General features: G+C 33.0%; 20 protein-coding genes. 11 read left to right on the forward strand and 9 right to left on the reverse strand.

Annotated features, from left to right (window positions below; translation table 11 throughout):
* The first annotated feature begins 49 nt into the window (after positions 1-49).
* The 6 genes from BUB42_RS05210 (at position 50) to BUB42_RS16695 (ending at position 7115) form a co-directional block, all read left to right on the forward strand.
* Positions 50-217, forward strand: a complete 168-nt coding sequence (locus BUB42_RS05210; protein WP_244533883.1) for a virulence RhuM family protein — start codon at positions 50-52, stop codon at positions 215-217.
* Between the two features lie 6 nt (positions 218-223).
* Complete coding sequence (locus BUB42_RS05215; protein WP_073017910.1) at positions 224-1057, forward strand: BRO family protein; 834 nt, start codon at positions 224-226, stop codon at positions 1055-1057.
* A gap of 2 nt (positions 1058-1059) precedes the next feature.
* Positions 1060-2316 (forward strand): restriction endonuclease subunit S, encoded by a 1257-nt coding sequence (locus BUB42_RS05220; protein WP_084118292.1) that lies wholly within the window; start codon positions 1060-1062, stop codon positions 2314-2316.
* Positions 2317-2386: 70 nt separating this feature from the next.
* Positions 2387-3277, forward strand: a complete 891-nt coding sequence (locus BUB42_RS05225) for a KilA-N domain-containing protein (RefSeq protein ID WP_073017912.1) — start codon at positions 2387-2389, stop codon at positions 3275-3277.
* Between the two features lie 39 nt (positions 3278-3316).
* Positions 3317-6196 (forward strand): type I restriction endonuclease subunit R, encoded by a 2880-nt coding sequence (locus tag BUB42_RS05230; protein WP_073017914.1) that lies wholly within the window; start codon positions 3317-3319, stop codon positions 6194-6196.
* A 496-nt stretch (positions 6197-6692) separates the two neighbouring features.
* Positions 6693-7115 (forward strand): DUF2971 domain-containing protein, encoded by a 423-nt coding sequence (locus BUB42_RS16695; RefSeq protein WP_244533888.1) that lies wholly within the window; start codon positions 6693-6695, stop codon positions 7113-7115.
* Between the two features lie 293 nt (positions 7116-7408).
* Here BUB42_RS16695 and BUB42_RS05240 read toward each other — a convergent pair whose 3' ends face one another.
* The 3 genes from BUB42_RS05240 to BUB42_RS05250 are packed head-to-tail and all read right to left on the reverse strand — an operon-like array spanning position 7409 to position 8854.
* The gene (locus BUB42_RS05240; protein ID WP_073017918.1) at positions 7409-8335 is read right to left on the reverse strand and encodes a HipA domain-containing protein; all 927 of its coding nucleotides are present in this window, start codon (positions 8333-8335) and stop codon (positions 7409-7411) included.
* Positions 8328-8642 (reverse strand): HipA N-terminal domain-containing protein, encoded by a 315-nt coding sequence (locus BUB42_RS05245; RefSeq protein ID WP_073017920.1) that lies wholly within the window; start codon positions 8640-8642, stop codon positions 8328-8330. The genes BUB42_RS05240 and BUB42_RS05245 overlap by 8 nt, the downstream gene beginning before the upstream one ends.
* A 2-nt stretch (positions 8643-8644) precedes the next feature.
* Entirely contained in the window at positions 8645-8854 is a 210-nt protein-coding gene (locus tag BUB42_RS05250) for a type II toxin-antitoxin system Y4mF family antitoxin (RefSeq protein WP_073017922.1), read from the reverse strand.
* Between the two features lie 330 nt (positions 8855-9184).
* Between BUB42_RS05250 and BUB42_RS05255 the strand changes: the two genes are divergently transcribed.
* Entirely contained in the window at positions 9185-10276 is a 1092-nt protein-coding gene (locus BUB42_RS05255; RefSeq protein WP_073017924.1) for a Fic family protein, read from the forward strand.
* 683 nt (positions 10277-10959) lie between these two features.
* Here BUB42_RS05255 and rplS read toward each other — a convergent pair.
* From rplS to BUB42_RS05270, 3 genes are all read right to left on the reverse strand, one after another.
* Entirely contained in the window at positions 10960-11310 is a 351-nt protein-coding gene (rplS, locus tag BUB42_RS05260) for a 50S ribosomal protein L19 (protein ID WP_072990863.1), read from the reverse strand.
* Between the two features lie 294 nt (positions 11311-11604).
* Positions 11605-12282: a tRNA (guanosine(37)-N1)-methyltransferase TrmD gene (trmD, locus tag BUB42_RS05265; RefSeq protein ID WP_073017926.1), complete on the reverse strand. Its 678-nt coding sequence runs from the start codon at positions 12280-12282 to the stop codon at positions 11605-11607.
* A 2055-nt stretch (positions 12283-14337) separates the two neighbouring features.
* On the reverse strand, positions 14338-16854 hold the full coding sequence (locus tag BUB42_RS05270; RefSeq protein ID WP_073017928.1) for a M14 family zinc carboxypeptidase: 2517 nt from the start codon (positions 16852-16854) through the stop codon (positions 14338-14340).
* A 137-nt stretch (positions 16855-16991) separates the two neighbouring features.
* Here BUB42_RS05270 and BUB42_RS05275 point away from each other — a divergent pair, with 137 nt between their 5' ends.
* The 3 genes from BUB42_RS05275 (at position 16992) to BUB42_RS05285 (ending at position 21095) form a co-directional block, all read left to right on the forward strand.
* Positions 16992-19118 (forward strand): M3 family metallopeptidase, encoded by a 2127-nt coding sequence (locus BUB42_RS05275; RefSeq protein ID WP_073017930.1) that lies wholly within the window; start codon positions 16992-16994, stop codon positions 19116-19118.
* Positions 19119-19283: 165 nt separating this feature from the next.
* A complete protein-coding gene (locus BUB42_RS05280) occupies positions 19284-20216 on the forward strand; it encodes a peptidylprolyl isomerase (RefSeq protein ID WP_073017931.1) in 933 nt (310 codons plus the stop codon).
* 543 nt (positions 20217-20759) lie between these two features.
* Complete coding sequence (locus BUB42_RS05285; protein WP_073017933.1) at positions 20760-21095, forward strand: tRNA-binding protein; 336 nt, start codon at positions 20760-20762, stop codon at positions 21093-21095.
* Between the two features lies 1 nt (position 21096).
* On the opposite strand, the gene BUB42_RS05290 is transcribed toward BUB42_RS05285, so the two are convergent.
* The 3 genes from BUB42_RS05290 to BUB42_RS05300 all read right to left on the reverse strand — a co-directional run bounded on the left by BUB42_RS05290 (position 21097) and on the right by BUB42_RS05300 (position 24322).
* Positions 21097-22017 carry a hypothetical protein gene (locus BUB42_RS05290; RefSeq protein WP_073017935.1) on the reverse strand — a complete coding sequence of 307 codons (921 nt, stop codon included), beginning with the start codon at positions 22015-22017 and terminating at the stop codon, positions 21097-21099.
* Between the two features lie 92 nt (positions 22018-22109).
* Entirely contained in the window at positions 22110-22490 is a 381-nt protein-coding gene (locus BUB42_RS05295; protein WP_073017937.1) for a PUR family DNA/RNA-binding protein, read from the reverse strand.
* Positions 22491-22561: 71 nt separating this feature from the next.
* Positions 22562-24322: an ABC transporter ATP-binding protein gene (locus BUB42_RS05300; RefSeq protein ID WP_073017938.1), complete on the reverse strand. Its 1761-nt coding sequence runs from the start codon at positions 24320-24322 to the stop codon at positions 22562-22564.
* 202 nt (positions 24323-24524) lie between these two features.
* On the opposite strand from BUB42_RS05300, the gene BUB42_RS05305 reads away from it, so the two are divergent.
* The gene (locus tag BUB42_RS05305; protein ID WP_073017940.1) at positions 24525-25631 is read left to right on the forward strand and encodes a Glu/Leu/Phe/Val family dehydrogenase; all 1107 of its coding nucleotides are present in this window, start codon (positions 24525-24527) and stop codon (positions 25629-25631) included.
* Positions 25632-25859 lie beyond the last annotated feature (228 nt).

Below are 25859 nucleotides of genomic sequence, written 5' to 3' on the forward strand. Positions count from 1 at the left end.
ATACGGTAAAGCATCAGTAGCTTTTTTTGCTAGAAAAGGAGATGTTTGGATGAATCAAATTCAACTAACGGAACTTTTTGACACGGCTGAACAAAATATAAGTTTACATAGTATAAACATCCTGAAAGAAAAGGAATTAGAAGCAATTTCAGTTGGCAAGGATTACTTGACAACTGCAGCTGGTAAAACGAAATATAGGACTGCATTTTTACACTGACCTAAGATGGAAAAACAAAATAAAATTCAACTTTTTGAAGATACTAAAGTGCGTACCTGTTGGGATAGCGCTGAAGAAAAATGGTATATTTCTATTATTGATGTAATAGAAATCTTGACTAATAGTGAGCGACCAAGAAAATATTGGAGTGATTTAAAATCAAAACTAACTAAAGAAGGAAGTGAACTGTCCGAAAAAATCGGACAGTTGAAAATGCAAGCTCCAGATGGCAAATTGCGAATGACCGATGTTGCCGATACCGAACAACTTTTTAGGTTAATTCAATCTATTCCTTCCCCAAAAGCAGAGCCTTTTAAATTATGGTTAGCACAAATTGCTAGTGAACAATTAGATGAAGTGCAAGATCCCGAAATCACTATTGACAGAGCATTAGCACAATATTTAGAATTAGGATATTCTGAAAACTGGATTAACCAACGCCTAAAAAGTATTGAAATACGCAAAGAGTTGACCGACGAATGGAAAAGTAAAGGACTACAGGAGGGACAGCAATTTGCTACACTTACAGATATAATTACCAAAGCTTGGGCTGGAAAAAATACTAAAGAATATAAAGTATTAAAAGGACTAAAGAAAGAAAACTTGCGAGACAACATGACCAATACAGAATTGATTCTAAACATGCTTGCCGAAGTTTCTACTAAGGATATTTCGCAGGCGGTAAACCCAAAAGGTTTTGCCGAAAGTAAAAAAGTAGCACAACAAGGTGGTAATGTTGCCAAAGTTGCTATGAAAGAACTAGAAGCAAAAACAGGTAAAAAAGTAATAACCAGTACAAACGCTAAATCGCTCTTAGAACCTAAAAACCCAAAAAAATAACTATGGAAAAATTACTACCACAATTGCGGTTTCCTGCGTTTAAAGGGGAATGGGAAAGTAAAAAATTAGGGGACTTATTAGAGTTTAAAAACGGCATAAATGCTACAAAAGAGCAATATGGCAGAGGTGTAAAGTTTATAAATGTTTTAGATATTTTAAATAATGATTTTATTACTCATGAAAAAATTATTGGAAGTGTTGATGTTGATCAGAGCCTTGCTGATAAGTTTTCTGTGAATTATGGAGATATTCTTTTTCAAAGAAGTTCAGAGACAAGAGAGGAAGTTGGAACAGCTTGTGTTTATCTTGACAAAGATATTTCTGCGACATTTGGCGGTTTTGTTATTAGAGGAAAAAAAATTGGTGAATATGAACCAGTATTTCTAAATAAACTTTTGAAAACTGATCTATCAAGAGATGCAATGACTTCAAAGTCTGGAGGAAGTACAAGATATAATATTGGACAAGAAATTCTAAATTCAATAAAATTAAATCTCCCATACCTTCCCGAACAAACAAAAATCGCCACATTCCTAACCGCAGTTGACGAAAAACTTACCGCCTTAAAACAAAAGAAATCCCTTTTAGAGCAATACAAAAAAGGCGTGATGCAGCAAATTTTCTCGCAAGAACTGAGATTTAAAGATGATACTTCGACTTCGCTCAGCACAGGTTCAGGGAATGATTTTGCGGATTGGGAAGAAAAGAAGTTGGGGGAGATTTGTGAAATTGCAAAAAGTGGAGGAACTCCAACTTCAACTAATAAAGAATATTATAACGGGGACATACCATTTTTATCAATTAGCGATATGACTTCACAAGGTAAATATCTATATTTTACTTCTAATCATATTAGTGCATTAGGATTGAAAAATTCTTCCTCTTGGCTCGTTCCCACTGATTCAATTATCTATTCAATGTATGCTTCAGTTGGATTTGTAGCAATTAATAAAGTTCCATTAGCAACATCTCAGGCAGTTTTAAATCTTATTTTTAAAAGTGAAGTAAATTTAGAATTTATGTATTACACTTTAATAGATTTTCAAAAAAATATAGCACAATTTATAACAACAGGCACTCAAGGGAATCTAAATGCTCATAGTGTAAAAGGGTTTTTAATTCAAATTCCATCATTACCAGAACAAACCAAAATCGCAAATTTTCTAACTGCAATCGATGAAAAAATCAATCATTGTCAGGGTCAAATAGAAAAGGCCACGATTTGGAAAAAGGGGTTGTTGCAACAATTGTTTGTTTAAAAAAAACTATAAAAACTAAAGGAGTCGAATTCAATACCTTCAAAAAATAAAAATTAAACAAAATTAACTGATGACAGCCAAAATAAAACAAATAATAGTAAACGAATTTCCAATTACAATTAACATGTTTAAGGAAGATGATTTTATTTGTCTTACGGACATGGCTAAAGCAAAAGAGGGTGAAAATCGTTCGGCTGATATAATTAAAAACTGGTTGCGTAACAGAGGAACCATCGAATTCATAGGTACTTGGGAAATGATAAATAATCCAAATTTTAAAGTGGTCGAATTTGACCACTTTAAAAAAGAAGCAGGTTTACCTACTTTTGTTTTAAGCGTTTCACAGTGGGTAGAGCAAACAGGTGCAATAGGTATAGTCTCTAAATCTGGTCGTTACGGTGGTACGTATGCACACAAAGATATTGCCTTTGAATTTGGTTCTGCAATTAGTCCTGTTTTCAAGTTGTATTTAATTAAAGAATATCAACGCCTAAAAGAAATTGAAAGCAATCAGTTCAATTTGGAATGGGATGTAAAACGTATTTTAACTAAAGCCAATTACAGTATTCATACTGACGCTATAAAAAATCATATCATTCCATTACTCAATTTGGTAAAAGATAAAGAATGGATTACCTACGCTGAAGAAGCTGATGTTTTAAATGTTGCGTTGTTTGGTTGTACAGCAAAACAGTGGAAAACATCAAATCCAGAATTGGCAATGAAAGGACATAACATGAGAGATTTTGCAAGCATAAATCAATTAACTGTATTGTCTAACCTCGAAGTACTAAATTCAGAAATGATAAAAAATAAAATGCTTAAAAATCAAAGATTTCAATACCTACATAGGACAGCATTGCAACAATTATCAATACTAGATAAGAGTAATGCTATGAAATCTTTACAAAAACTTTCAGAAGATGCTTTTATAAAAGAGCAAAAGAAATTGAATAGTTAATAACGCAAAAAAGCCTAAAAAATCTGAACAAAAGCTACTATGAGCCATCAATCTGAAGCACAATTAGAAAACAACTTAATCCAGCAATTGCGGGCTTTAGGTTATGCGTCTGTAAAAATTCAAGATAGCGATGCGTTGATCGCTAACTTGAAAAGTCAACTAGAATTGTTTAATCAAACTATTTTTACCACTAAAGAGTTTGATTCGATTTTGAATCATTTAGCTAAAGGCAATGTATTTGAAAAAGCCAAAACCTTACGCGATCGTTTTCAATTAAATAAAGAAGATGGCACTTCGTTTTATGTTCGGTTTTTTAATAATGAGGATACAACTGCTAATTTATACCAAATTACCAATCAAGTAAGCTTAGAAGGCAGCTATAAAAACCGTTATGATGTGACGCTTTTAGTCAACGGTTTACCCTTGGTACAAATTGAACTAAAACGCTCAGGCACTGAAATAAAAGAAGCTTTTAACCAAATCAATCGGTATCAAAAACATTCGTTTTGGAGCAGCGATGGTTTGTTTCAATACGTGCAGCTTTTTGTGATTAGCAATGGCGTAAACACCAAATATTTGGCAAATAACGAAATGCAATCGGTGAAACAAACGTTCTTTTGGGCGGATGCCAATAATAAAAACATCACTGAATTAGTCGCTTTTGCGAAAGCGTTTTTAAACCCAACGCATTTGGGCAAAATGATCGCGCATTATATTGTGATCAATGAAACGCACAAAGTGATGATGGTGCTTCGTCCGTACCAATATTTTGCTACCGAAGCCATTATTCAGCAAGTCACGCACACGAGTGATAACGCTTATATTTGGCACACCACAGGTTCGGGTAAAACCTTAACCTCGTTCAAAGCCAGTCAGATTGTGATGGATTTGCCAGACGTGTATAAAGTAGTTTTTGTTGTAGATAGAAAGGATTTGGATTTTCAGACCATGAATGAATTCAACGCCTTTAAGAAAGACAGCGTTGATGTGACCGATAACACACAATCCTTAGTAAAACAACTGACGGATAATACCAAACTGGTTTTAACTACGATTCAGAAATTAAACAATGCCGTTTCAGACCGTTTTAAAAACAGTATTGAGCCGTTACGCCACAAGAAAATTGTTTTTATTTTTGATGAATGTCATCGCTCGCAATTTGGGGAAACCCACGAACGCATCTCGAAATTTTTTGATAAAAGTCAGCTGATTGGTTTTACCGGTACGCCTATTTTTGCCGAAAATGCTTCTAAAAACGACAAAGGAAAACGCACCACCAAAGATTTATTTGGCGATTGCTTGCATAAATACGTGATAACCGATGCGATTCGGGATCAAAACGTATTGCGTTTTGGGATTGAATATGTTGGAAAATACAAGAACAAGAGCAAAGCTTTTATCGATATTGAAGTAGAAGATATTGACAAGCAAGAAGTATTGGATTCGCCTAAGCGCATCGAGAAAATTGTAGATTATATTATTGCGTACCACGATCAGAAAACGTTTAATAAACAATATTCGGCATTGTTGACGGTAAGCAGTATTGAAAATGCGGTGCAGTATTACGACCTCTTCCAAGAAAAGAAAGAAGCTGGATTGCACGATTTGCGTATTGCGACTATTTTTACCTATGGCGCCAATGAAGATTCAGATGATGCGCAAGATTTTCTCCCTGCCGATTATGATTCGGATTTTGACATGGCCGCAGAAGCACCAAGCCAATATTTATCCAGACACAGCCGAGACAAACTAGAAACGTATATTGGGCATTATAACCAAATGTACAATGGTAGTTTTACGACCAAAGATTCCAAATTATTTGAATCCTATTTTAAAGACATTAGCAAGCGATTGAAAGACCGAGAGCGAAAAAACTTCAATGACGAGAAAGACCGTTTAGATATTGTCATTGTCGTAAACATGATGCTTACCGGTTTTGATGCTAAAAAAGTGAATACCTTGTACGTAGATAAAAACTTGAAGCAACACGGATTAATTCAAGCCTATTCGAGAACTAACAGAATATTAGGTGAACAGAAATCACAAGGAAACATTCTATCGTTTAGAAACCTCAAAAAAGCTACTGATGATGCGATTACGTTATTTTCAAACAAAGATGCGATAGATGTAGTTACGTTGCCGGATTATGAAAAAATTGCAGAGAAATTCGAAGAAGCGTTAAAAGCGTTACGAGACATTACACCAACGTATCAAAGTGTAAACGATTTAGAAACCGAAGAAGCCGAAGCCTTGTTTGTACAAGCCTTCCGGAAACTGTTGCGAAACATGAATGTGTTGCAATCCTACACTGATTTTGACTGGGAAGACATTGCAATCGACGAGCAAGAATTTGAAGATTACAAAAGCAAATACTTGGACTTGTACGAGAAAGTCAAGCGAGACAGTGAGGTCCAAAAAACATCGATATTAGATGATATTGATTTTGAATTGGAATTAATTCACAGGGATAAAATAGGCATTGCTTATATTCTGAAATTATTATCACAATTAAAAGGCGCAAACACCTCGGAAGCCAAAGCGCAACGAAAAGCCATAATCGATTTATTAGGTGGAGACATCAAGCTGCGAAGCAAACGAGAATTGATCCAGAAATTCATTGATGAAAACATGCCATTCATCAAAGACGGTGATGACATCGAAGAGGAATTCGAAAAATACTGGCAAGAACAAAAAGTCTTAGCGTTGGGAAAACTCTGCGAAGAAGAACACCTAGACAAAGCCCAGTTCAAAGCCCTAATCGATGCGTACATCTACAGCGGCCGAGAACCCATAAAAGACGAGGTTTTTCAATGCTTAGATAATAGACCGAGTATTTTGCAAGCGAGAGTTATCGGTGACAGAATTATTGCCAAGATGAAGGAGTTTGTGGAGTTGTTTGAGAATGGGATGGTGGCGTAATTTGGATTTTATGAATGCAGAGAGAAACATAAGAATAAATAAAGTTCTTCGAGAATTAAATATTAGCCTAGACAGGGCGGTGAACATATTTAAAACTGCTGATATTCAAGTAGAAGCCAATCCCAACTTTAAGATTAGTGAACAAGAATATAATTTTCTTAGAACTTATCTTGGTTTAAAAAAGTATATAACTATTTCTAAACCTCAAATTACGAACCCCGAAATCGCAAATAGAATAAGGCAAAGTAAAGGTATTCCTGAAACAGTTTTTAAATATTTTGGCACTGAGGATTATCATTTATCCTCATTAAGTGATAAATATCTATTTTATTCTGAGTTTACTAGTTTTAACGATCCATTTGATTGTAATGTTGAACTAATCGATTTTCAAAAGGTAGGTAAATCTAAAAAAGAAAAAACTTTAGAAATTAGTATAAAAGATAGGTTTCCGACAATTGGTATCTGCTGTTTTAGCCGAAAGCATGATTCCATTTTAATGTGGTCTCATTATGCTAATAACCATAAAGGATTTTGCATAGAATTTTATACGAACAAAAGTCAGAATGGTTTAAATCCATTAGATGTAAATTATACTGATTCCTTTGTAAAAGCTAATTTTTATAAGGAAAAGCAAAGAGCTTTATTTCATATGGTTTTCACAAAAGCAAAACAGTGGGCATATGAAGAAGAGTTAAGAATTATAAATACTCATTTTACAGATTTTGAATCAAGAAAGATTAGTTTTTTAAAAGAAGATATAAAATCTATTTACTTAGGTGTTAATTGCGAACCAAAGGTAAGAGAGGAAATTTTATCGATAGTTAAAAAAGTTTATGATAACAAAGTAAAAGTATTAGAAGGTTCTCTTTCTTACAATTCTTTTGAAATTGAATGGAAGGAACTTATAAAAAGTATATAATAATTTAAAATGGACATTAAAGATTTCAGGAAATTGGTAAACGATAGTTTATTAACTGGATAAGCAAATAAAAAGTACATATAAAGTTAAGTTATATTTTTATAATTAATTTAATTGTAACATTTTTCATGGAATTATTATGTCAATTATTACCTGTTTTTCTTTCCCTTTTAGGTCAAAGCAATTTCTCGTCAGGATTTGTAATCGCTATCATTAAATTTAAAAACTCATACATTAAAACCACGACAAGATGCGGTGATAATTAACTTTTATCACCACATTTTTTACTCAGGTTATAAAAACATCATCACTCTAGCTTCCAACAACTCCAAATACTTCTCTTTCAATTCATCAGAAAGAAAAGAAATTTCAAGCAACTCCTTCCATTTAGGAGTTGCTTTTTTCATTTGTTCGAGAATTGTAGCTATTGTTTTTTCGTTAAGCTGTAATCTTTCTTTAGCATAATACTCTATAAAATCAGAGGCTTTCAGGTTGCTCTTTTTTCCTTTCAAGGGGAGTGCCATTTCTTCAGTAGGATTTTTAATTGCTATGGTAGAATTTAGAAAGTCATAAATAGGTGAGAGGGTAGTTTTACCATTTTTGGTGATTAACGAAAAGTTTTTCAAGTGCATATCTTCATTTCCAGTCAAAAAACAAAAAAGAATTCTTTTAAAAAAATCTGCTTTTTCAATGGCAGGAAAGGAGCAATATTCATCCAGTACCGGAATTAGTTTTTCCATGGTAAAACGGTATTTGGTATCTCTTGTATTTCCCGTTAGTTGTGCAAAATCTTCGGTTGCCCATTTTTTTCCTTTACCGTGACGATCAAAACGTTTAATGAAATAAGATAAACTTCCATCTTTTCCGTACAACATTCCATGAAAAGGAACGTCCAAACCAAATACTTTTGCCATTCGCATGGTTAGATCCTCATTTTCGGGCAATTGTGGATATAAATCATTTTGCGGTTTAATGATATACGTTCCAAATTGATCTACAATTTTAAACTCTTGATCTACAATGGAAACCGCAGCACTAAGTTTTGGTTGTACCCCTTGGATGGATAGTTTTTTGGCTCTATTAGCAGCTTCTTGGCGAAGTTCGACAGCAGTATAGGGCAGATCTTTTAAGTGTGTTAATTTGGGAGCGATAAGACGCATTCCTTTTACGCTGTATTTATCTGTTCCGCACAGTTCGTAAGTAATGGGACATCTATTCATCTTCTAATGCTTTAACCGTTACAGATCCTACTAAATCATTCCCTGTTGTTATCAGTTGAGCGAAGTAATCTTTTTTATCAATTTTGCCAATGCGCAACAATCCTTCTAGCATCGCACCTTCGGGTAGTAATCCTTCAAAAAATGGAGGAAAAGAGTTATAACTGTATTTTTTATGCGTTGTAGGCATAGTCAAAGAAACCGATTCACTATAATAATCAAGATCATATTCAAAATGATACTCTTTATTCGTAATCTCAGATAAGATTCCAGCTCTATTACCGTGAACATATACTATTGCATGTCTCATGTTTATTTATTTAGAGGGCTGATGAATTCTATTTTTATATTCAATACCTGAAGGACTGCAAGCAGATTATTAAAACGTATCGTTTCTTTGTTCTTTTCAATGTCAAAAACAGTAGTTTTTCCCACTCCTGCAAGGTTTGCCAACTCCAGTTGGGTAAGTCCAGCTTCTTTTCGATGCTCTTTTATTAAAGTTCCTAAATTGAAATCTTTCATTTTATACTGTTTAAGCGGTAAAAATACGTTATTTAGTTATTGTTTCAATATTTCAAACAGAAAAGCCTAAATATTACTGTTATAACAGTAATATTTGTCATACAAGTATAAAATACTGATAATTTCGATTTCAAAATTTTCTAATTACTGCTAAGTCAGTAAAAATCATCATTTGCGTTATTTTATTTAGAAATAGTTACAAATATTCACATAATGCGGTGATAACTACTTTTTATCACCGCAATTTTGCGGACTAAAATTGCAGTTCACACCGCAGTTTTATTTTTATACGGTAAATAAACTCTATATTTACCGCAAAAATGCGGTAATATGTATATTCATCAAAAGAAAGAGTGGCCATATTTTACCTGGGATGCTGCTATCATTACGCCATTGCTTGGGAAAGTAAGACATCAGCAAGGAATTATACTTGGCGTTATTCAAGGACTTAGCTTTCGTTTTCAAGAAGAAACAGTGCTTCAAACACTGACTTTAGATGTAATTAAGTCAAGCGAGATTGAAGGAGAACAACTAAATCATGATCAAGTACGATCTTCGATTGCAAAACGACTAGGTATTGAGAGCGCTGAAGCTGTACCAGCTGATCGTAATGTGGATGGTGTTGTAGAAATGTTATTAGATGCCACACAACGGTACGAAGAACTGCTAGGCGAGGAGCGTTTATTTGGGTGGCATGCAGCTCTTTTTCCAACAGGTAGAAGCGTAATGTATAAAATAAAAACTGCGGACTGGCGCGATGGTAGTATGCAAGTAACATCAGGCGAAATGGGGAGAGAAATAGTCCACTTTGAAGCACCTGTAGCGGATAAAGTCCCCTATCAGATGAATCTATTTTTGAATTGGTTTAATTCCGATCAATCACTTGATCCTGTATTGAAAGCGGCTTTTGCTCATTTATGGTTTGTCACAATACACCCTTTTGACGACGGAAACGGTCGTATTACCCGAGCTATTACTGATATGCAGTTAGCAAGAGCCGATCAAAGTAAAAAACGATTTTACTCTATGTCAGCACAAATTCAAATTGAGCGTAAAACATATTACAGTATATTAGAAAAAACACAAAAAGGTGATTTAGATATAACAGACTGGTTGCAGTGGTTTTTAGACTGTTTATTGCGTTCTATGAAGCAAACAGACCAAACTATTGCAATGACTTTAAAACGTGTTCAATTTTGGGAAACTAATCACGCTATTGACTTTAATCACCGTCAACAAAAGGTTACTCAATTGTTACTTGATACTTTTTTTGGGAAATTGACGGTTTCTAAATACGCAAAGATAACTAACGTTTCTACTGATACTGCGTTAAGGGATTTACAAGATTTGATATCTAAAGGTATTTTACTGCAGCAAGGTGTAGGAAGAAGTACTTCATATACATTAATTCATATAGCGTAAAGCTTTATTATTAAGTAAATAAACATAACTAGTAACTAATGCTATTTGAGCACTGCTTTTGAAGAATTAAATCATTGATTTTATATTAATATCAAGTTTTTTGCGGTATGTCGCGCAATGTAAAAAGTAATGTGTACCAATTAGTCTTTGAAATTTCTGTCGTGTTTTTGTCAAATCGAGCGCAGTCGAGATAACGAACGGCTTACAAACAACGTTTCGTGCTTCATAAAAATCATGCTGACGTGCTCAACCTAACAAATTTCAATTTTTTTCAACAGTAAATTCAAAACAGGAATGGCATTACATCTATAGCGACCGAGAATCCATAAAAGATGAGATTTTTCAGTGCCTTGATCAGAGATTAATTATTTTGCAAACTAGAGATAAAGGCGATCGTATTATTGCCAAAAGTAAGGTGTTTGAGAATGGGATGATTGCCGAGTGGAAATAAGAAATTGAGAAGTCTAAAAACACACAGTATTATTTTTTAATGCGTTTTACTATTTTATGACTAAATATAATAATTACTTGTAAAATTTTAAAACGTAAAAACACTTTTATTGTTTTTACGTTTTATAATCATTCTGATTAACAAATCACTTGATGACGTTTAAATTTTTGGTTTTAAACCAAAAAAAATCCCCAACAATGTTGAGGATTTCTTATTGTAAAGAGACAGTAAACTATCTTCTTTTGTCTTTAATTTTTGCTTTTTTACCAGTAAGTTCTCTAAAGTAGAAAATTCTAGCTCTACGAACTGCACCTTTTTTGTTGATTTCAATTTTCTGTAAAGCTGGTAAATTTACTGGGAAGATACGCTCAACTCCAATAGCACCTGACATTTTACGGATAGTAAAAGTTTCTGTATTAGCAGAACCTCTTCTTTGGATAACAACTCCTTTAAAAAACTGTGTTCTAGTTTTTTCACCCTCTCTAATTTCGTAGTAAACAGTAATTGTATCTCCTGCTGCGAAAACCGGGAAATCTTTTTTTGCAACTAATTCGTCTTGAACGAATTTCATTAAATCTGCCATGATATCTTTAATTATGGTTTCTATCAAATCAACATTCGCGGATCTCGCCAGAGGTTAATCTGAATTTGGGTGCAAATATAGAACTATTGTTTTAATTTACAAGTTTTATATTTAGTATTCACTGACACATTTTATAGTATCGACTAAGTTTACGAATTTAAAATTTGAAAGTAAAAAATATAGTTTTCTAACTGTCACTGAAAGTTATATTAGTAACAAATAAAAACTGAAAACTGGTCACTACTCGCTGATCACTAAAACGCTGAACACTAAATTCTGCCCACTAAGCACTTTCTATTCCTCCAATAAATCTGGACGTCTATTTTTAGTATGTTCGTAAGCCATATCTTCGCGCCATTTGTCAATTTTAGCAAAATTTCCGCTGGTTAGCACCTCGGGAACTTTCCATCCTTTATAGTCTGCTGGTCTTGTGTAAATAGGTCCGGACAGTAATCCATCTTGAAAACTATCGGTCAATGCTGAGGTTTCATCACTCAAAACACCAGGAATTAACCGGATTAAAGCATCTGATAGGACTAAAGCTCCTAATTCTCCGCCGCTTAAAACGTAATCGCCTATTGAAATTTCCTTCGTAATAAAATGATCACGAACCCGCTGATCTACTCCTTTATAATGTCCGCAGAGAATTATAATATTTTCATACATCGACATTGTATTTGCCATTTTCTGGTTTAAAGTTTCCCCATCAGGCGACATATAAATAATATCGTCGTAGGTTCGTTCGCTTTTCAATTGCGTAATGCAAGCATCTATGGGCTGCACTGTCATAACCATTCCTGCACCACCGCCATAAGGATAATCATCTACACTTTTCTGTCTGTTAGTTGTGTAATCCCGTAAATTGTGAAAGTGAACTTCGACTAATCCTTTTTCAATAGCACGTTTCATAATGGAAGCTTCAAACGGGCTTCTCAACAATTCAGGTAAAACAGTAACAATATCAATGCGCATAATTTTATTTGTAAGATATGAAAATGCAAATGTACAATGTTTTTGAGGAGCTACTATTGTTTTTGAATTCGGTTTTTTAGTAAGTGAGCTTCTGTTGATATTTGGTTGAAAAAAATCCTGTCTGGTTTTGCCAAACAGGATTGAAGTTTATAGGAATATAGTTTTTTAAAAGAATTTGAATTTAAAGTGATTACTAAACACCCACGGTTAAAACCGTGGGTTATGAAATTAATCTTTTTTATTCAAAATCAAGATACCAATTATGACCCAAAAACTGTTTTATTTTTTTAAACCATTAAGTACATGAGGGGGCATTAAGTTTTGTTGATCTTAATGTTTTTAATGTTTTTTAATCATTGAATGGATGGCTTACGAGATTTTTTTTAAAAGATAAGCCGTATTAGATTAAACGGTAAAAGTTTCATAGGACTTGAATTGTAGAAAATTACTGATATTAAGGACACATTGCCCACGGTTTTAACCGTGGGCATCTATCTGTTTTTTTAGTAATTAGCAATTGATATCTTTGTATTATGTTTATTCGACTAAACACCCACGGTTAAAACCGTCGGTTATGAAATTAATCTTTTTTATTCAAAATCAAGATACCAATTATGACCCAAAAACTGTTTTATTTTTTTAAACCATTAAGTACATTAAGGGGCATTAAGTTTTGTTGATCTTAATGTTTTTTAATCATTGAATGGATGGCTTACGAGATTTTTTTTAAAAGATAAGGCGTATTAGATTAAACGGTAAAAGTTTCACAGGACTTGAATTGTAGAAAATTACTGATATTAAGGATACATTGCCCACGGTTTTAACCGTGGGCATCTATCTGTTTTTATATTAATTAGCCATTGATATCTTTGTATTATGTTTATACGACTAAACTCCCACGGTTAAAACCGTGGAATAAGAAATTAATCTTTTTTATTCAAAATCAAGATACCAATTATGACCCAAAAACTGTTCTATTTTTTTAAACTATTAAGTACATTAAGTGGCATTAAGTTTTGTTGATCTTAATGTTTTTAAATCATTGAATTGATGGCTTACGAGATTTTTTTTAAAAGATAAGGCGTATTAGTTCCAAAGGAAAAAGTTTCACAGGACTTGAATTGTAGAAAATTAGTGATAGTAAGGACACATTGCCCACGGTTTTAACCGTGGGCATCTATCTGTTTTTTTAGTAATTAGCCATTGATATCTTTGTATTATATTCATTTATACGACTAAACACCCACGGTTAAAACCGTGGGTTATGAAATTAATCTTTTTTATCCAAAATCAAGATACCAATTATGACCCAAAAACTGTTTTATTTTTTTAAACCATTAAGTACATTAAGTGGCATTAAGTTTTGTTGATCTTAATGTTTTTAATGTTTTTTAATCATTGAATGGATGGCTTACGAGATTTATTTTAAAAAATAAGGCGTATTAGTACTAAAGGAAAAAGTTTCATAGGACTTGAATTATAGAAAATTACTGATATTAAGGACACATTGCCCACGGTTTTAACCGTGGGCATCTATCTGTTTTTTTAGTAATTAGCCATTGATATCTTTGTATTATGTTTATACGACTAAACTCCCACGGTTAAAACCGTGGAATAAGAAATTAATCTTTTTTATTCAAAATCAAGATGCCAATTATGACCCAAAAACTGTTTTATTTTTTTAAACCATTAAGTACATTAAGTGGCATTAAGTTTTGTTGATCTTAATGTTTTTAATGTTTTTTAATCATTGAATGGATGGCTTACGAGATTTATTTTAAAAAATAAGGCGTATTAGTACTAAAGGAAAAAGTTTCATAGGACTTGAATTGTAGAAAATTACTGATATTAAGGACACATTGCCCACGGTTTTAACCGTGGGCATCTATCTATTTTTTTTTAGTGGTCAGCCAACATTTTCTTTATATTATATTCATTCATTCGACTAAACACCCACGGTTAAAACCGTGGGATAAGAAATTAATCTTTTTCATTCAAATTAGGAATATGTCCAATGGACTAAGTTTTGTGGCGAAAAGGAATGATTTTCACTAATTACATCAACTTACTGAAGAAAATAGCATTCCATAATAATTTTTCAGTACCCAACCAAAATGCTCTAAAATTAGTGTTATCTGTAAAAATAATAATTTTCCCGTCTCCTTTTTTTATCGCTTGAAAAGGTACAGTTTCTTTTAATAACTCTAAATTCTCTTTTGAAATGTACCCGCTAATTAATGGGTTTTTCGTATACTGAATGGGATTATTGAAGCTGTTTTTGTTCGGTTCAATGATGATCGATGTATTTCTAAAAATTGGTAGTGTACCTCTTGGCATTCCAAAATTAATAGGATGTGATAAATCTAATTTGGTTTTAAATATCGCGCCTGAAATTAGTTTTGCACCTCGATAATCATCTGCATTTTCAAATGAAACTTCTTTTGCTTCACTTTTTATAGTTTTAAAAGTTACATCTATAAACTTTGTATCGTTTAACCATTTAATCGCATCCTGATACGCAATCAGAGTTCCTCCATTTTGTATCCATTGCTCAATTTTCGAAATCGCTTTACTTGAAAAGCCAGTATAATTTCCATTGGATAAAATTAAAGTGGTGTATCTACTAAGATCTACATTTTGTAATTGTTCCAAATTTATTTTAGTCAAAGGCATTGCCGCTTTTTGATCTAGTAAATGCCAAATTTCACCTGCGTCAGAAGCGTCAACTCCTTGCCCAACGACCATCGCAACTTTTGGTTGAGTTACTGTAACAAAGTTTGGATTTCCTAAATTAATTCCGTCTGTAAAACCAGTTTCTACTGCTGCAATTTCGATTGAGTAATCGGCAATTATTTTGTTTAGGAATACAAAAATCGCATCCGAATCCATTTCTTGGTTTTGTACCGGAATGAAAAGACTTCCATAAGAATATGTTTTTCCAGCGGATATAAAGGGTTGTTTGGTTGTTCTGACGCGTAAATTTTTAACAAGTATTTGATATAAAAGTTTTGGCGACTCATAATCAGTCCATTCGATTAGATAGCCAATGTTACTTTTCTTAGAAACAAAACCACTTTTTACAAGTGGCTCATATTTAGCTCCAGCTTGAGAAAGAGAATTCAATCCCTCAAAATTTAGATTGAAAGCCAAATCAAAACTCCAAGTGGAAATATCATAAAACAAACTGTCCTTAAATTTAGTTTCCCGGTCAAAAATAGCGTTTATCAGTTTGGTATTTTGTTGCTCAACAGGAATTATATAACTTAGATTCTTATCAAATTTCGTTTTATTTATTGTGATGTCTTCTTTCAATTTCAGCATTTCAATTTTATGCTGATGAAGTATTTTTGCCAACTCGTTAACACGCGTTAGGTCTTTTTCATCCCCAAAAACATACGCCTTTGTTGTATTTTTTTTACTGTCATTTCGGGCTTTAACATAAAAATCTCTTTGATATTCTAAAAGTTCTTTTCGCATTTCATAAGCCGCTTGTAACGAAGATAAACTAGTTGTAAATTGATTTCTAATCGTAAAGGGAAAAGTCAAAATCCCATTGGCACTCTCTTGTGCGTGACCTCGCGAACTAGCTTGCTCAAATAAAATTCCTATTGAACCATTAATATCAGGATAAGAACTGCCTTTTCCGTAATAAAAATCGTCGTAATTTTTTTCGATAAAATAAGAGCTTCCTATTTTATCTAAAGCTCTAGCGTGGTAACTGGCAATTTTTCTAGTTAATTTTTGGTTGAGTTCTGGAGTCAGCGGATTAGTTCTACTTGGTTCTCCTGGTTGGAAGAAATATGTGGCATCAGTTCCCATTTCGTGAAAATCGCACAATAAATTAGGTAACCATTTACGAAATGATTTTATTCTGGCTTGACTTTCTGGAAGTCGCACAGGAAGCCAGTCTCGGTTCATGTCAAACCAGTAGTGATTAAAACGTCCTCTAGGCCACATTTCATTGAATTCTCTATCATTTGGATCAGTCACTAAATGTGTACTTTTATTGCTATTTACCCAAGTAGAAAAACGCTGCAAACCGTCAGGATTAAAGCAAGGATCTAGTAAAATAATAGTCTTATCGAGTGTTTTTTCAAGTTCAGGACTTTCTGCCGCTGCAAGATAATATGCTAATGCGATAGCGGCACCAGTTCCGCTGGATTCATTTCCGTGAATTGAATATCCCAGATAAACAACTATCGGCAAGTCAGAAAGATCATTATTATTAGATCCAGCATCAGCTACAGCTTGATGTCTTTTCAAGATTTCATCAATGTTCGCTAAATTTTTCGGACTCGAAATCGTAAGTAATTGTAGCGGTCTGTTTTCATAAGTGTAACCGGTAATTTCAATAGAAATTCGATCAGATGCTTTAGCTACTTCGTTCATGTAATTTGCCGCTTGTGTATGATCAGTATGCATTTCTCCCAATTCAAAATGGAATATACTTTTAGGAGTCGGAATATTTTTATTATAAGTTGTATTTTCAGGAAGATAATATGCTAAAGTAGTTTTATTTTGGGCATTAATTAATCCGCAAAATAAAAGGAAAAAAGATAAAAATTGTTTCATTAAAGCGTGGTTTACTGGTTTTTAATTTAGAATAATTTGGAACTACGAAAGTAATAAAGTTTTTATGATATTTTATAATGTCAATTTACAAACGTTGTTTTTTCCTTATATTTATACCCAAATTTAAAAAACTAATTATGCGATTTTTTTCAAAAATTGTATTGGCCAGTTCGGTAATTTTTACCGCTGCTTTGTCAACACAAACTATTTATGCGCAAACGCAATCTGTAAAAATGACAAATCCTCTTTTACAAAAAAGTACGTTGCAGTATCAAGCACCTCCATTTAATTTATTTAAAGATGAGCATTTCAAGCCTGCATTTGAGTACAGTTTAAAAATTCATGATGAAGAGATTGGCAAAATTGCTACAAATAAAGCAAAACCTACTTTCTTGAACACGGTTGTTGCTCTGGAAACTAGCGGTGTCGATTTGTCTCGTGCGACTAGTGCTTTTTATAACTTAACAGGTTCAAATACTAATCCCACGCTGCAATCTATAGAAGCGGAATACGCCCCAATTTTCTCAGCTCATAACGACAAAATTTACTTGAACAGCCAATTGTACAATCGTTTTAAAGCAATTAATTTAGCAAACTTAAAAGGAGAAGACAAAAAACTAACTCAATATTATTTGCAGAAATTTGAATTGGCTGGAGCCAATTTATCTATTGCTGATAAAGATAAAATGAAGCAAATTAATGGAGAATTAGCGAGTTTGAGCACGCTTTTTGGCAACAAACTTTTGATCGCTCGTAAAAACGGAGCCCTATTATTTGATGATGCAATAGCACTTGATGGTTTGACCCCAGGTGAAATTGCTGCTGCAAAAGCAAGAGCAACGGAGGCAGGAAGTGACGGAAAGTACTTAATTAATTTATTAAATACCACACAACAACCCGTTCTTGCTAGCTTAACTAATCGAGCAAGCAGAGAGAAAATATTCAAATCGTCATGGTCTCGTGCAGAAAAAAACGATGATGGTGATACACGTGAAGTTTTGGAAAAAATTGCGAGATTGCGTTTGCAAAAAGCAAATTTAATGGGTAAAAAAAGCTTTGCTGAATGGAAATTGCAAGATCAAATGGCACAATCACCCGCTCCAGCAATGGATCTTTTAGCAAAAATTGCTGCTCCGGCTGTTGCCAAAGCTAAAGTAGAAGCTAAAGAAATTCAAGATTTGATAAATACTCAAAAAGGTGGCTTTAAATTAGAGCCTTGGGATTGGGATTTTTATTCAGAGCAAGTTCGTAAAGCTAAATACGACTTGGACGAAAGCGAAATAAAACCCTATTTTGAAATTGCGACTGTTTTAGAAAAAGGAGTCTTTTTTGCTGCAAAGCAGATGTATGGAATCACATTCAAAGAAAGAAATGATTTGCCGGTCTATCATCCTGATGTAAAAGTGTATGAAGTGTTTGATAATGATGGATCATCACTTGCGATTTATTATTTAGATTTTTATACCAGAGATAATAAAAATGGCGGTGCGTGGATGAGTAATTTTGTGAGCCAGTCGCATTATTTGAAACAAAAGCCTGTAATTGTAAATGTATATAATTTCTCAAAACCTACAGATGGAAATGCCTCTTTAATCAGTTTTGATGACGTGACGACTATGTTTCATGAGTTTGGCCACACCTTACACGGTTTATTTGCGAATCAACAATACGAATCTCTTTCGGGAACGTCTGTACCGCGGGATTATGTAGAATTTCCATCACAAATCAATGAGCACGCAGCATTAGATCCCACAGTTTTAAAAAATTACGCAATTCATTATAAAACGAAAGCGGTCATTCCACAAGAATTGATTAATAAAATTAAAAAAGCAGATACTTTTAATAAAGGGTATGTGGTTACAGAACTTTTAGCGGCTGCAACCTTAGATATGGCTTGGCATAGCGTAGAAAAAGAGTCGGATTTTAAACCAACATTAGAATTTGAAAAGGAAGCTCTTGCCAAGTATGGTTTGCTAGTTGATGAAGTTCCGCCAAGATACCATTCACCTTATTTTGCTCACATTTGGGGTGGCGGATATGCTGCAGGTTATTATGCCTACACTTGGTCAAAAACCTTAGATTATACTGTTTATGATTGGATGCAAGCTAATGGCGGGCTGACAAGAGCAAATTCAGAACGATTTAGAAAATACATTTTGTCTGTTGGTAACAGTGTCGATTTGAACAAAGCGTTCAAGGATTTTATTGGTAAAGAAATGCAAGTTCAATCGTATTTGAATAACGCAGGATTGAACGTAAAATAAGTAATTTATTTTAAATTTAGAAAAGTGGCATTTCTCTGGAAATGTCATTTTTTTTACATTTATAATTTTATCTGATATTTTTAGATTGCCAATTTGTGTTATAATCGCTTTGGTAATTCTCTAATTAAATTCGTAAATTTGCCCTTCAATAAAAATTATACAAAAATGGAAAACGGAATATATGCTAAATTCAACACTACTAAAGGTGCTATAGTAGTGAAACTAACGCACGATTTGACTCCAGGAACTGTTGGAAACTTCGTAGGACTTGCTGAGGGGAATATCGAAAATAAAGTAAAACCACAAGGAGTTAAATTTTATGACGGATTAAAATTTCACCGTGTAATTCCTGATTTTATGATTCAAGGTGGTTGTCCACAAGGAACAGGAACTGGAGATCCTGGGTACAAGTTTGATGATGAGTTTCATCCAAGTTTAAAGCATAATCGTCCGGGAGTTTTGGCTATGGCCAATTCTGGACCTGGAACAAACGGTTCTCAGTTTTACATTACGCACATCTCAACAGATTGGTTGGATAACAAGCATACCGTTTTTGGTCATGTTATAGAAGGTCAAGATATTGTTGATGCTGTTGAGCAAGGAGATGTATTAAAATCTTTGGAAATCATTAGAGAGGGCGAAGAAGCTAAAAATTGGAATGCAGTTGAGGCTTTTATAAATTTTAAGGGAGCTCGCAACAAACGTGATATAGCTTTAAAAGCAGATGCTGAAGAAGCAATGGAAAAACTTGCAGCTGGTTTTGAAAAAACAGAAAGTGGTTTGCGTTACCAGTTTATTCAAAGAGGTGAGGGCAAAAAAGCAGAAAGTGGTAAAACGGTTTCCGTTCATTATGAAGGATCATTAGAAAACGGTAAAGTTTTTGACTCCTCTTATCCAAGAAAAAAACCAATTGATTTTACATTAGGCCAAGGTCAAGTTATTGAAGGTTGGGATGAAGGTATTGCTTTGCTAAAAGTGGGTGATAAAGCACGTTTTGTAATTCCATCGCATTTAGGTTATGGATCTCGTGGTGCTGGAGGAGCAATTCCACCAAATGCAACTTTGATCTTTGATGTTGAACTAATGGACGTTAAATAAGGTACGAGGTTAGAGGTTCGAGGTTCGAGGTACGAGGTACGAGGTTTGAAATACAAAGTGTTAAGGATGAGATACGATTTTAGAGGTTCGAGGTTTGAGGTACGATGTTTGAAGTACGAGGTTTGAAATACAAAGTGTTAATTATGAGCTACGAGGTTAGAAATTTGATGTAGAAGTTTTAATTCTAAATCTAACATTCATGTTCGTTTATACTGGAACTACCCCCAAAAAGTGATTTGCTATTTGGGGGTATTTCTTTTTAAAAAAATAAGCTTTTTAAGAATCAAAAAAAGGCTTGTTTAGTATTTCAATTATTTAAAAATTATAAAAAAACCACTTTCGTAATCAAGAAACAATTTAAAATAATGCAAAATACGTCAGACAAATGTAAACTCATTTTTTTTGTATTAGTGCATTTGTTTCTAATTAACAAATCAACTAAGAGCAATTTGAAAAGGGTACAACTGATAAACATGTAAAAAAAAGGTTATTTTTGAAAAGTACTTTTATCTATAATTTTAAAAACATCTAACATCAATCAATATGGAATTAACGTGGACTGAATTTGAAAAAGTAGAAATGCGAGTGGGAACAATTCTAAAAGTAACTGATTTTCCTGAGGCGAGAAAACCAGCGTATCAACTCACAATAGACTTTGGTTCAGAAATAGGAATTCTAAAATCTTCTGCGCAAATCACGCAGCGATATTCAAAGGAAATGTTGACTGATAGACAGATTATTGCCGTAATAAATTTTCCAAATAAACAAATTGGAAAATTTATGAGTGAATGCCTAGTTTTAGGAGCAGTAGGAACGGATGGCGATGTTATTTTACTTACTCCAGATTTTAAAATAGAAAATGGATTACGGATAGGTTGATTTATGTCTCAAAAGGGCTTTCCATTTTTACTTCTAAAGTTTCGTATTTATTGTGGATGTACAAGATTAGGACACCAAACAGAACTGCCGAAACAATTAAAATTGTATTCAAAATTCCATCTGTACCAAAAGAAATTTTTATTAATATCGTTGAAATTATAAAGCCCGAATTCCTAATTACTCTGCTAAATTTATCTGAAAGGAAGAAGGAAAATAGTAATAAAAATACTTCCATAATTATAAGAATTGTAAAAAATTGTTCGAAGAAAATTGTGTTTATATCCTTAATATGATCAACTATTTCTGTTATTGAAAAGAAACTTTCATAAATCCAATGTCCTAAACTATAAATTGATAAAACTAAAAATATTGGTATCAGAACCATTGCAAAAACATTTTTGAGTTTGATAAATTTAGTAATTACAATTGTTTTTTGAATTTTAGATTGATTAATTTCATTTTTTCTGTTGAGGTTGTAAAACACAAAAATTAAGTAAAACAGAATTGTTGTTGCAACAATATCAAGGGCGAAATTGACATTTGCTTTTATACTAAACCAGTTTTCACTAAACTCTAATTTAGTCATATCTTTAAAAATTCTACGGATAATTATTAAAGTTATTATTTCGTATTGCTTCCCAATGTAAATGGTTGTAGACTTTGGTAAATAATAAACGAGTAAATAAACTTCATAAATTAAGATAAAGGAGAATGGTGTGTAAATTGCAGTTATAGGATCACTAAGTAAATTTGTACGATCGTTTATTAAAATTAGATCTAAATCTACTAAAGTTATAACCAATAAATGCAGCAGAAAACTAAGTATTGCTATTGATACAAAGAAAATTTCAGCTCTTTTTTTTGTTTTTTCTGATAAAAGTATGGTGTAAAGAACTGAAAATAACGATCTTGTTTCTGTCATCTGATTTTTTATATGGTCAAACTTAATAAAAAAAACCTGACGTTCAAGTGAAGTTCAGGCTTTTAACTATCGTTTAAGTTTTTTTTTTATTTTTAAATATCATCAAACTCTAAATTTGTAAAAGCTGAGGTTTCTGGTATGATATAATCATCTGATTTTTCAGATGTGAAATCTTTTTTAAAATCTTTTTGATGTCTTTCTGATATAACTTCTTCGCCTTTATGGTTTAACACATAAGACGTCATTTCTCCTAAAATCTCTGCAAAAGCTGTAAAATCCTCTTTGTACAAATAGATTTTATGCTTTTTAAAATGGAATGAGCCATCTTCTTCGGTAAATTTTTTACTTTCGGTAATTGTGATGTAATAATCATCTGCTTTTGTTGCTCTTACATCAAAGAAATAAGTTCTTCTTCCAGCTCGTAAAACTTTAGAAAATATTTCCTCTTTTTCTAACATGTCATGTTCTCTCATAATCCTCTCTGTCAATTTATGGTTGTTAACTAGCAATCAAAAATCTATAAAAAATAGATATAAAACAACATTTATATCATTTCTTTTTCTGAAAGTTGTTTCAAATATAAAGCTGAATAATACCCTTCTTGATTTATCAATTGATTATGAGAACCTTGTTGCACAATTTGTCCGTTGTCAATGATAATGATTTTATCGGCATTCTTCGCTGATGATACACGATGACTAACAATAATGGTTGTTTTATCTTTGCATATTTCATCTAAATTATTGAGTATAGCCTCTTCTGTTTGAGTATCTACAGCAGATAAACAATCGTCAAACAGCAATATGGGTGGATTTTTAATAATTGCGCGGGCAATAGAAACTCTTTGCTTTTGACCGCCAGAAAGTGTAATTCCTCTTTCTCCTAGGACAGTTTCATATTGCTTATTAAACCCCATTATATTATCATGTACAACAGCACTTTTAGCCGCTGATTTTACTTCTTCGTCAGTTGCATTTTCTTTACCAAACATGATATTATTCTTGATACTATCTGAGAATAAAAAAGCATCTTGTGGAACAATTCCTATGCTATTTCTCAAATCAAAAATATTAATCGTACTTATTTCGTTTTTGTCAATAGTAATTTTACCATCTGACACGTCGTACATTCTTGAAATCAATGATAAGATAGTCGATTTTCCAGAGCCAGTTTTTCCTAAAATTGCAAGTGTTTCCCCTTTTTTTACTGTGAAAGAAATTCCATTTAAAGCGGTTATATTTGTGTCTTCATAAGTGTAGCTGACGTTTTCGAAAGATATGGAGCCGTCAATAACCGACTTATTTTCGTTATTGTTTTTTATTTCTGGTTCTACTTTTAGGAATTCATTTAATCTTTTTTGAGAAGCTTCTGCCTCTTGAACCATAGAGGAAACCCAACCTAAGGAGGCAACTGGCCAAGTTAGCATATTTACATAGAGAATAAATTCGGCGATGGTTCCAATGTTTTTTATCGTTCCGTCAATGTACATTAATCCGCCAAAATAGATAACAACTAAGTTACTAACTCCAATTAGCGCTAGCATTAAAGGTCCAAATAATGATTGCACTTTAGCTAAATTCAAACTTTTACTTTTGCTTTCGTTTGCTAAATTGACCATGTTTTTCTGGTGTTGATTTTCCATTGAATATGCTTTTATTACTCGGATTCCTGAGAATATTTCTTGCGAAAAACTGGAAACTTTAGATAGATATTGTTGGAAAATAGTACTTCTAACATTTATTTCAGAACTTAATTTAAAAATCGCATAAGATAAGATTGGCAGCGGCAATAATGTATATAATGTTAATCTTGGCGATACATTGTACATATAAACGATCACAATAGTAAAACGGATTGCTGTATTTATGGTGTACATAACGGCGGGACCAACATACATTCTCACTTTAGAAACATCTTCACTAATTCGGTTCATTAAATCTCCTGTACGATTTTGTTTATAAAAATTTTGTGACAGATTTTCATATTGACGGAACACCTCATTTTTAAGATCAAATTCAATGTGGCGTGACATTACAATTAAGGTTTGTCTCATCAAGAACGTTAAAAAACCCGCAATGATTGTTGTTGCGATGATTAAAAGTATGTTTGAAACTAGCTCTGCCTGAATAACTGATTTGGCGATGGTTTTATCTTTGGCGAAAGCCTCAATAACCTTAAAGGATTTGCTTATCAACTTTGGTGTGAAAAGCATAAAGATTTGCGCAATAATTGTAAAAACAATACCTAGCAAAAAACTGTATTTGTATTTGACAAAGTATTTGTTTAAATATTGTAATTCTTTCATTTTATTAAGATATTCTGTGTTGAAACGATATTAATTTTAGAGTAAAGGATATTTTTTGCTAATTTGATTAATTGTACAAATGTCTTATATATTAATGGATTAGCGATTTCTTTTGCAATAGCGTAACATAAATTTATTTTTTATGTATTTTTGGATTGTCTTTTTAATAAATTCATAATTTCACCCCTTTAAAAACTATACTATGAATGCAGCTTTCACAACTAGCAACGAACTTCAAAAAATGGATCCCGTATTTGGTCAAACGTCATTTGATGATCACGAACAAATTGTATTTTGCAACGACAAAGATACAGGTTTAAAAGCAATTATTGGTATTCATAATTCAGTTATGGGGCCCGCTTTAGGTGGTACTAGAATGTATAATTATTCAAATGAATGGGAAGCATTAAATGATGTATTACGACTTTCTCGCGGTATGACTTTTAAAGCAGCAATTACAGGACTGAATATTGGTGGAGGAAAAGCAGTTATTATTGGCGATCCAAAAACTCAAAAAACGCCAGAATTGATGCGTAAATTTGGTGAATTTGTACATTCTTTAAGCGGAAGGTATATTACCGCCGAAGATATGGGAATGGAAACTAGAGACATGGATATTGTGAGAGATGTTACACCATATGTAACAGGAATTTCTGAGGAGAGAGGTGGTGCTGGAAATCCCTCACCAGTCACAGCTTATGGTGTTTTTATGGGAATGAAAGCAGCTGCAAAAAGGCAATTTGGTTCTGATAATTTAAGTGGTAAAAAGGTTTTGGTTGAGGGAATAGGCCATGTAGGTGAAACGCTAGTCGCTTATTTAGTCAAGGAAGGAGCTATTGTTACTATTGCTGACATCAATGAACAAAAATTAAATGAAGTCGCTGCAACATACAATACAACAATTTTTAGAGGCGAAGATTTATACGCTGCTGATGTTGATATTTATGCGCCTTGTGCGATGGGAGCTACAATAAATAATGATACTGTTTACAAAATTAAAGCTAAAGTAATTGCTGGTGCGGCTAATAATCAATTAGCAGATGAGAATATTCACGGCGCAATTCTTCAAGAAAGAGGAATTTTATACGCTCCAGATTTCTTGATTAACGCTGGCGGAATTATTAATGTCTACGCAGAATTAGCACATTATGACAAAGCAGAGATTACACGTAGAACGGAAAACATTTATGATACAACATTAGAAATCTTTGATTTTGCCATTGCAAATAAAATGACAACTCACACAGCAGCCTTGACTATTGCTCAAAACCGTATTAATCAAAGAAAAATCGAGAATAGTAGAAGATAGTGATCAGTGTTTAGTGTTTAGTGATTCGTGTTCAGTGAATGGAGTAAATTAAATGCTGAAAGATTATTAAATTAATTGTAGAAAATGAATGAATTATCTGTTTTCTTGAGCAATTGATTGTTTAAATCTAACCACTGAACACTTTAAAATAAAGTACCGATATATTTTATTTAGAAAAATGAAATACTTATTTTTGCACCCTAATTTATAAAAAGTTCTTACAAGGTG

It is taken from the genome of Flavobacterium micromati (genome assembly GCF_900129585.1).
Taxonomy (GTDB): domain Bacteria; phylum Bacteroidota; class Bacteroidia; order Flavobacteriales; family Flavobacteriaceae; genus Flavobacterium; species Flavobacterium micromati.

Excerpts from the sequence above, each read along its gene's own strand:
- trmD (WP_073017926.1), bottom strand. The coding sequence starts at position 12,282 with ATGCGCATTGATATTGTTACTGTTTTACCTGAATTGTTGAGAAGCCCG.
- BUB42_RS05250 (WP_073017922.1), bottom strand. The coding sequence starts at position 8,854 with ATGAAAGATTTCAATTTAGGAACTTTAATAAAAGAGCATCGAAAAGAA.
- BUB42_RS05255 (WP_073017924.1), top strand. The coding sequence starts at position 9,185 with ATGTATATTCATCAAAAGAAAGAGTGGCCATATTTTACCTGGGATGCT.
- BUB42_RS05225 (WP_073017912.1), top strand. The coding sequence starts at position 2,387 with ATGACAGCCAAAATAAAACAAATAATAGTAAACGAATTTCCAATTACA.
- BUB42_RS05245 (WP_073017920.1), bottom strand. The coding sequence starts at position 8,642 with ATGAGACATGCAATAGTATATGTTCACGGTAATAGAGCTGGAATCTTA.
- BUB42_RS05230 (WP_073017914.1), top strand. The coding sequence starts at position 3,317 with ATGAGCCATCAATCTGAAGCACAATTAGAAAACAACTTAATCCAGCAA.
- BUB42_RS05275 (WP_073017930.1), top strand. The coding sequence starts at position 16,992 with ATGCGATTTTTTTCAAAAATTGTATTGGCCAGTTCGGTAATTTTTACC.
- BUB42_RS05240 (WP_073017918.1), bottom strand. The coding sequence starts at position 8,335 with ATGAATAGATGTCCCATTACTTACGAACTGTGCGGAACAGATAAATAC.
- BUB42_RS05270 (WP_073017928.1), bottom strand. The coding sequence starts at position 16,854 with ATGAAACAATTTTTATCTTTTTTCCTTTTATTTTGCGGATTAATTAAT.
- BUB42_RS16695 (WP_244533888.1), top strand. The coding sequence starts at position 6,693 with ATGTGGTCTCATTATGCTAATAACCATAAAGGATTTTGCATAGAATTT.
- BUB42_RS05285 (WP_073017933.1), top strand. The coding sequence starts at position 20,760 with ATGGAATTAACGTGGACTGAATTTGAAAAAGTAGAAATGCGAGTGGGA.
- BUB42_RS05220 (WP_084118292.1), top strand. The coding sequence starts at position 1,060 with ATGGAAAAATTACTACCACAATTGCGGTTTCCTGCGTTTAAAGGGGAA.
- BUB42_RS05305 (WP_073017940.1), top strand. The coding sequence starts at position 24,525 with ATGAATGCAGCTTTCACAACTAGCAACGAACTTCAAAAAATGGATCCC.
- BUB42_RS05295 (WP_073017937.1), bottom strand. The coding sequence starts at position 22,490 with ATGAGAGAACATGACATGTTAGAAAAAGAGGAAATATTTTCTAAAGTT.
- BUB42_RS05280 (WP_073017931.1), top strand. The coding sequence starts at position 19,284 with ATGGAAAACGGAATATATGCTAAATTCAACACTACTAAAGGTGCTATA.
- BUB42_RS05290 (WP_073017935.1), bottom strand. The coding sequence starts at position 22,017 with ATGACAGAAACAAGATCGTTATTTTCAGTTCTTTACACCATACTTTTA.
- rplS (WP_072990863.1), bottom strand. The coding sequence starts at position 11,310 with ATGGCAGATTTAATGAAATTCGTTCAAGACGAATTAGTTGCAAAAAAA.
- BUB42_RS05210 (WP_244533883.1), top strand. The coding sequence starts at position 50 with ATGAATCAAATTCAACTAACGGAACTTTTTGACACGGCTGAACAAAAT.
- BUB42_RS05215 (WP_073017910.1), top strand. The coding sequence starts at position 224 with ATGGAAAAACAAAATAAAATTCAACTTTTTGAAGATACTAAAGTGCGT.
- BUB42_RS05300 (WP_073017938.1), bottom strand. The coding sequence starts at position 24,322 with ATGAAAGAATTACAATATTTAAACAAATACTTTGTCAAATACAAATAC.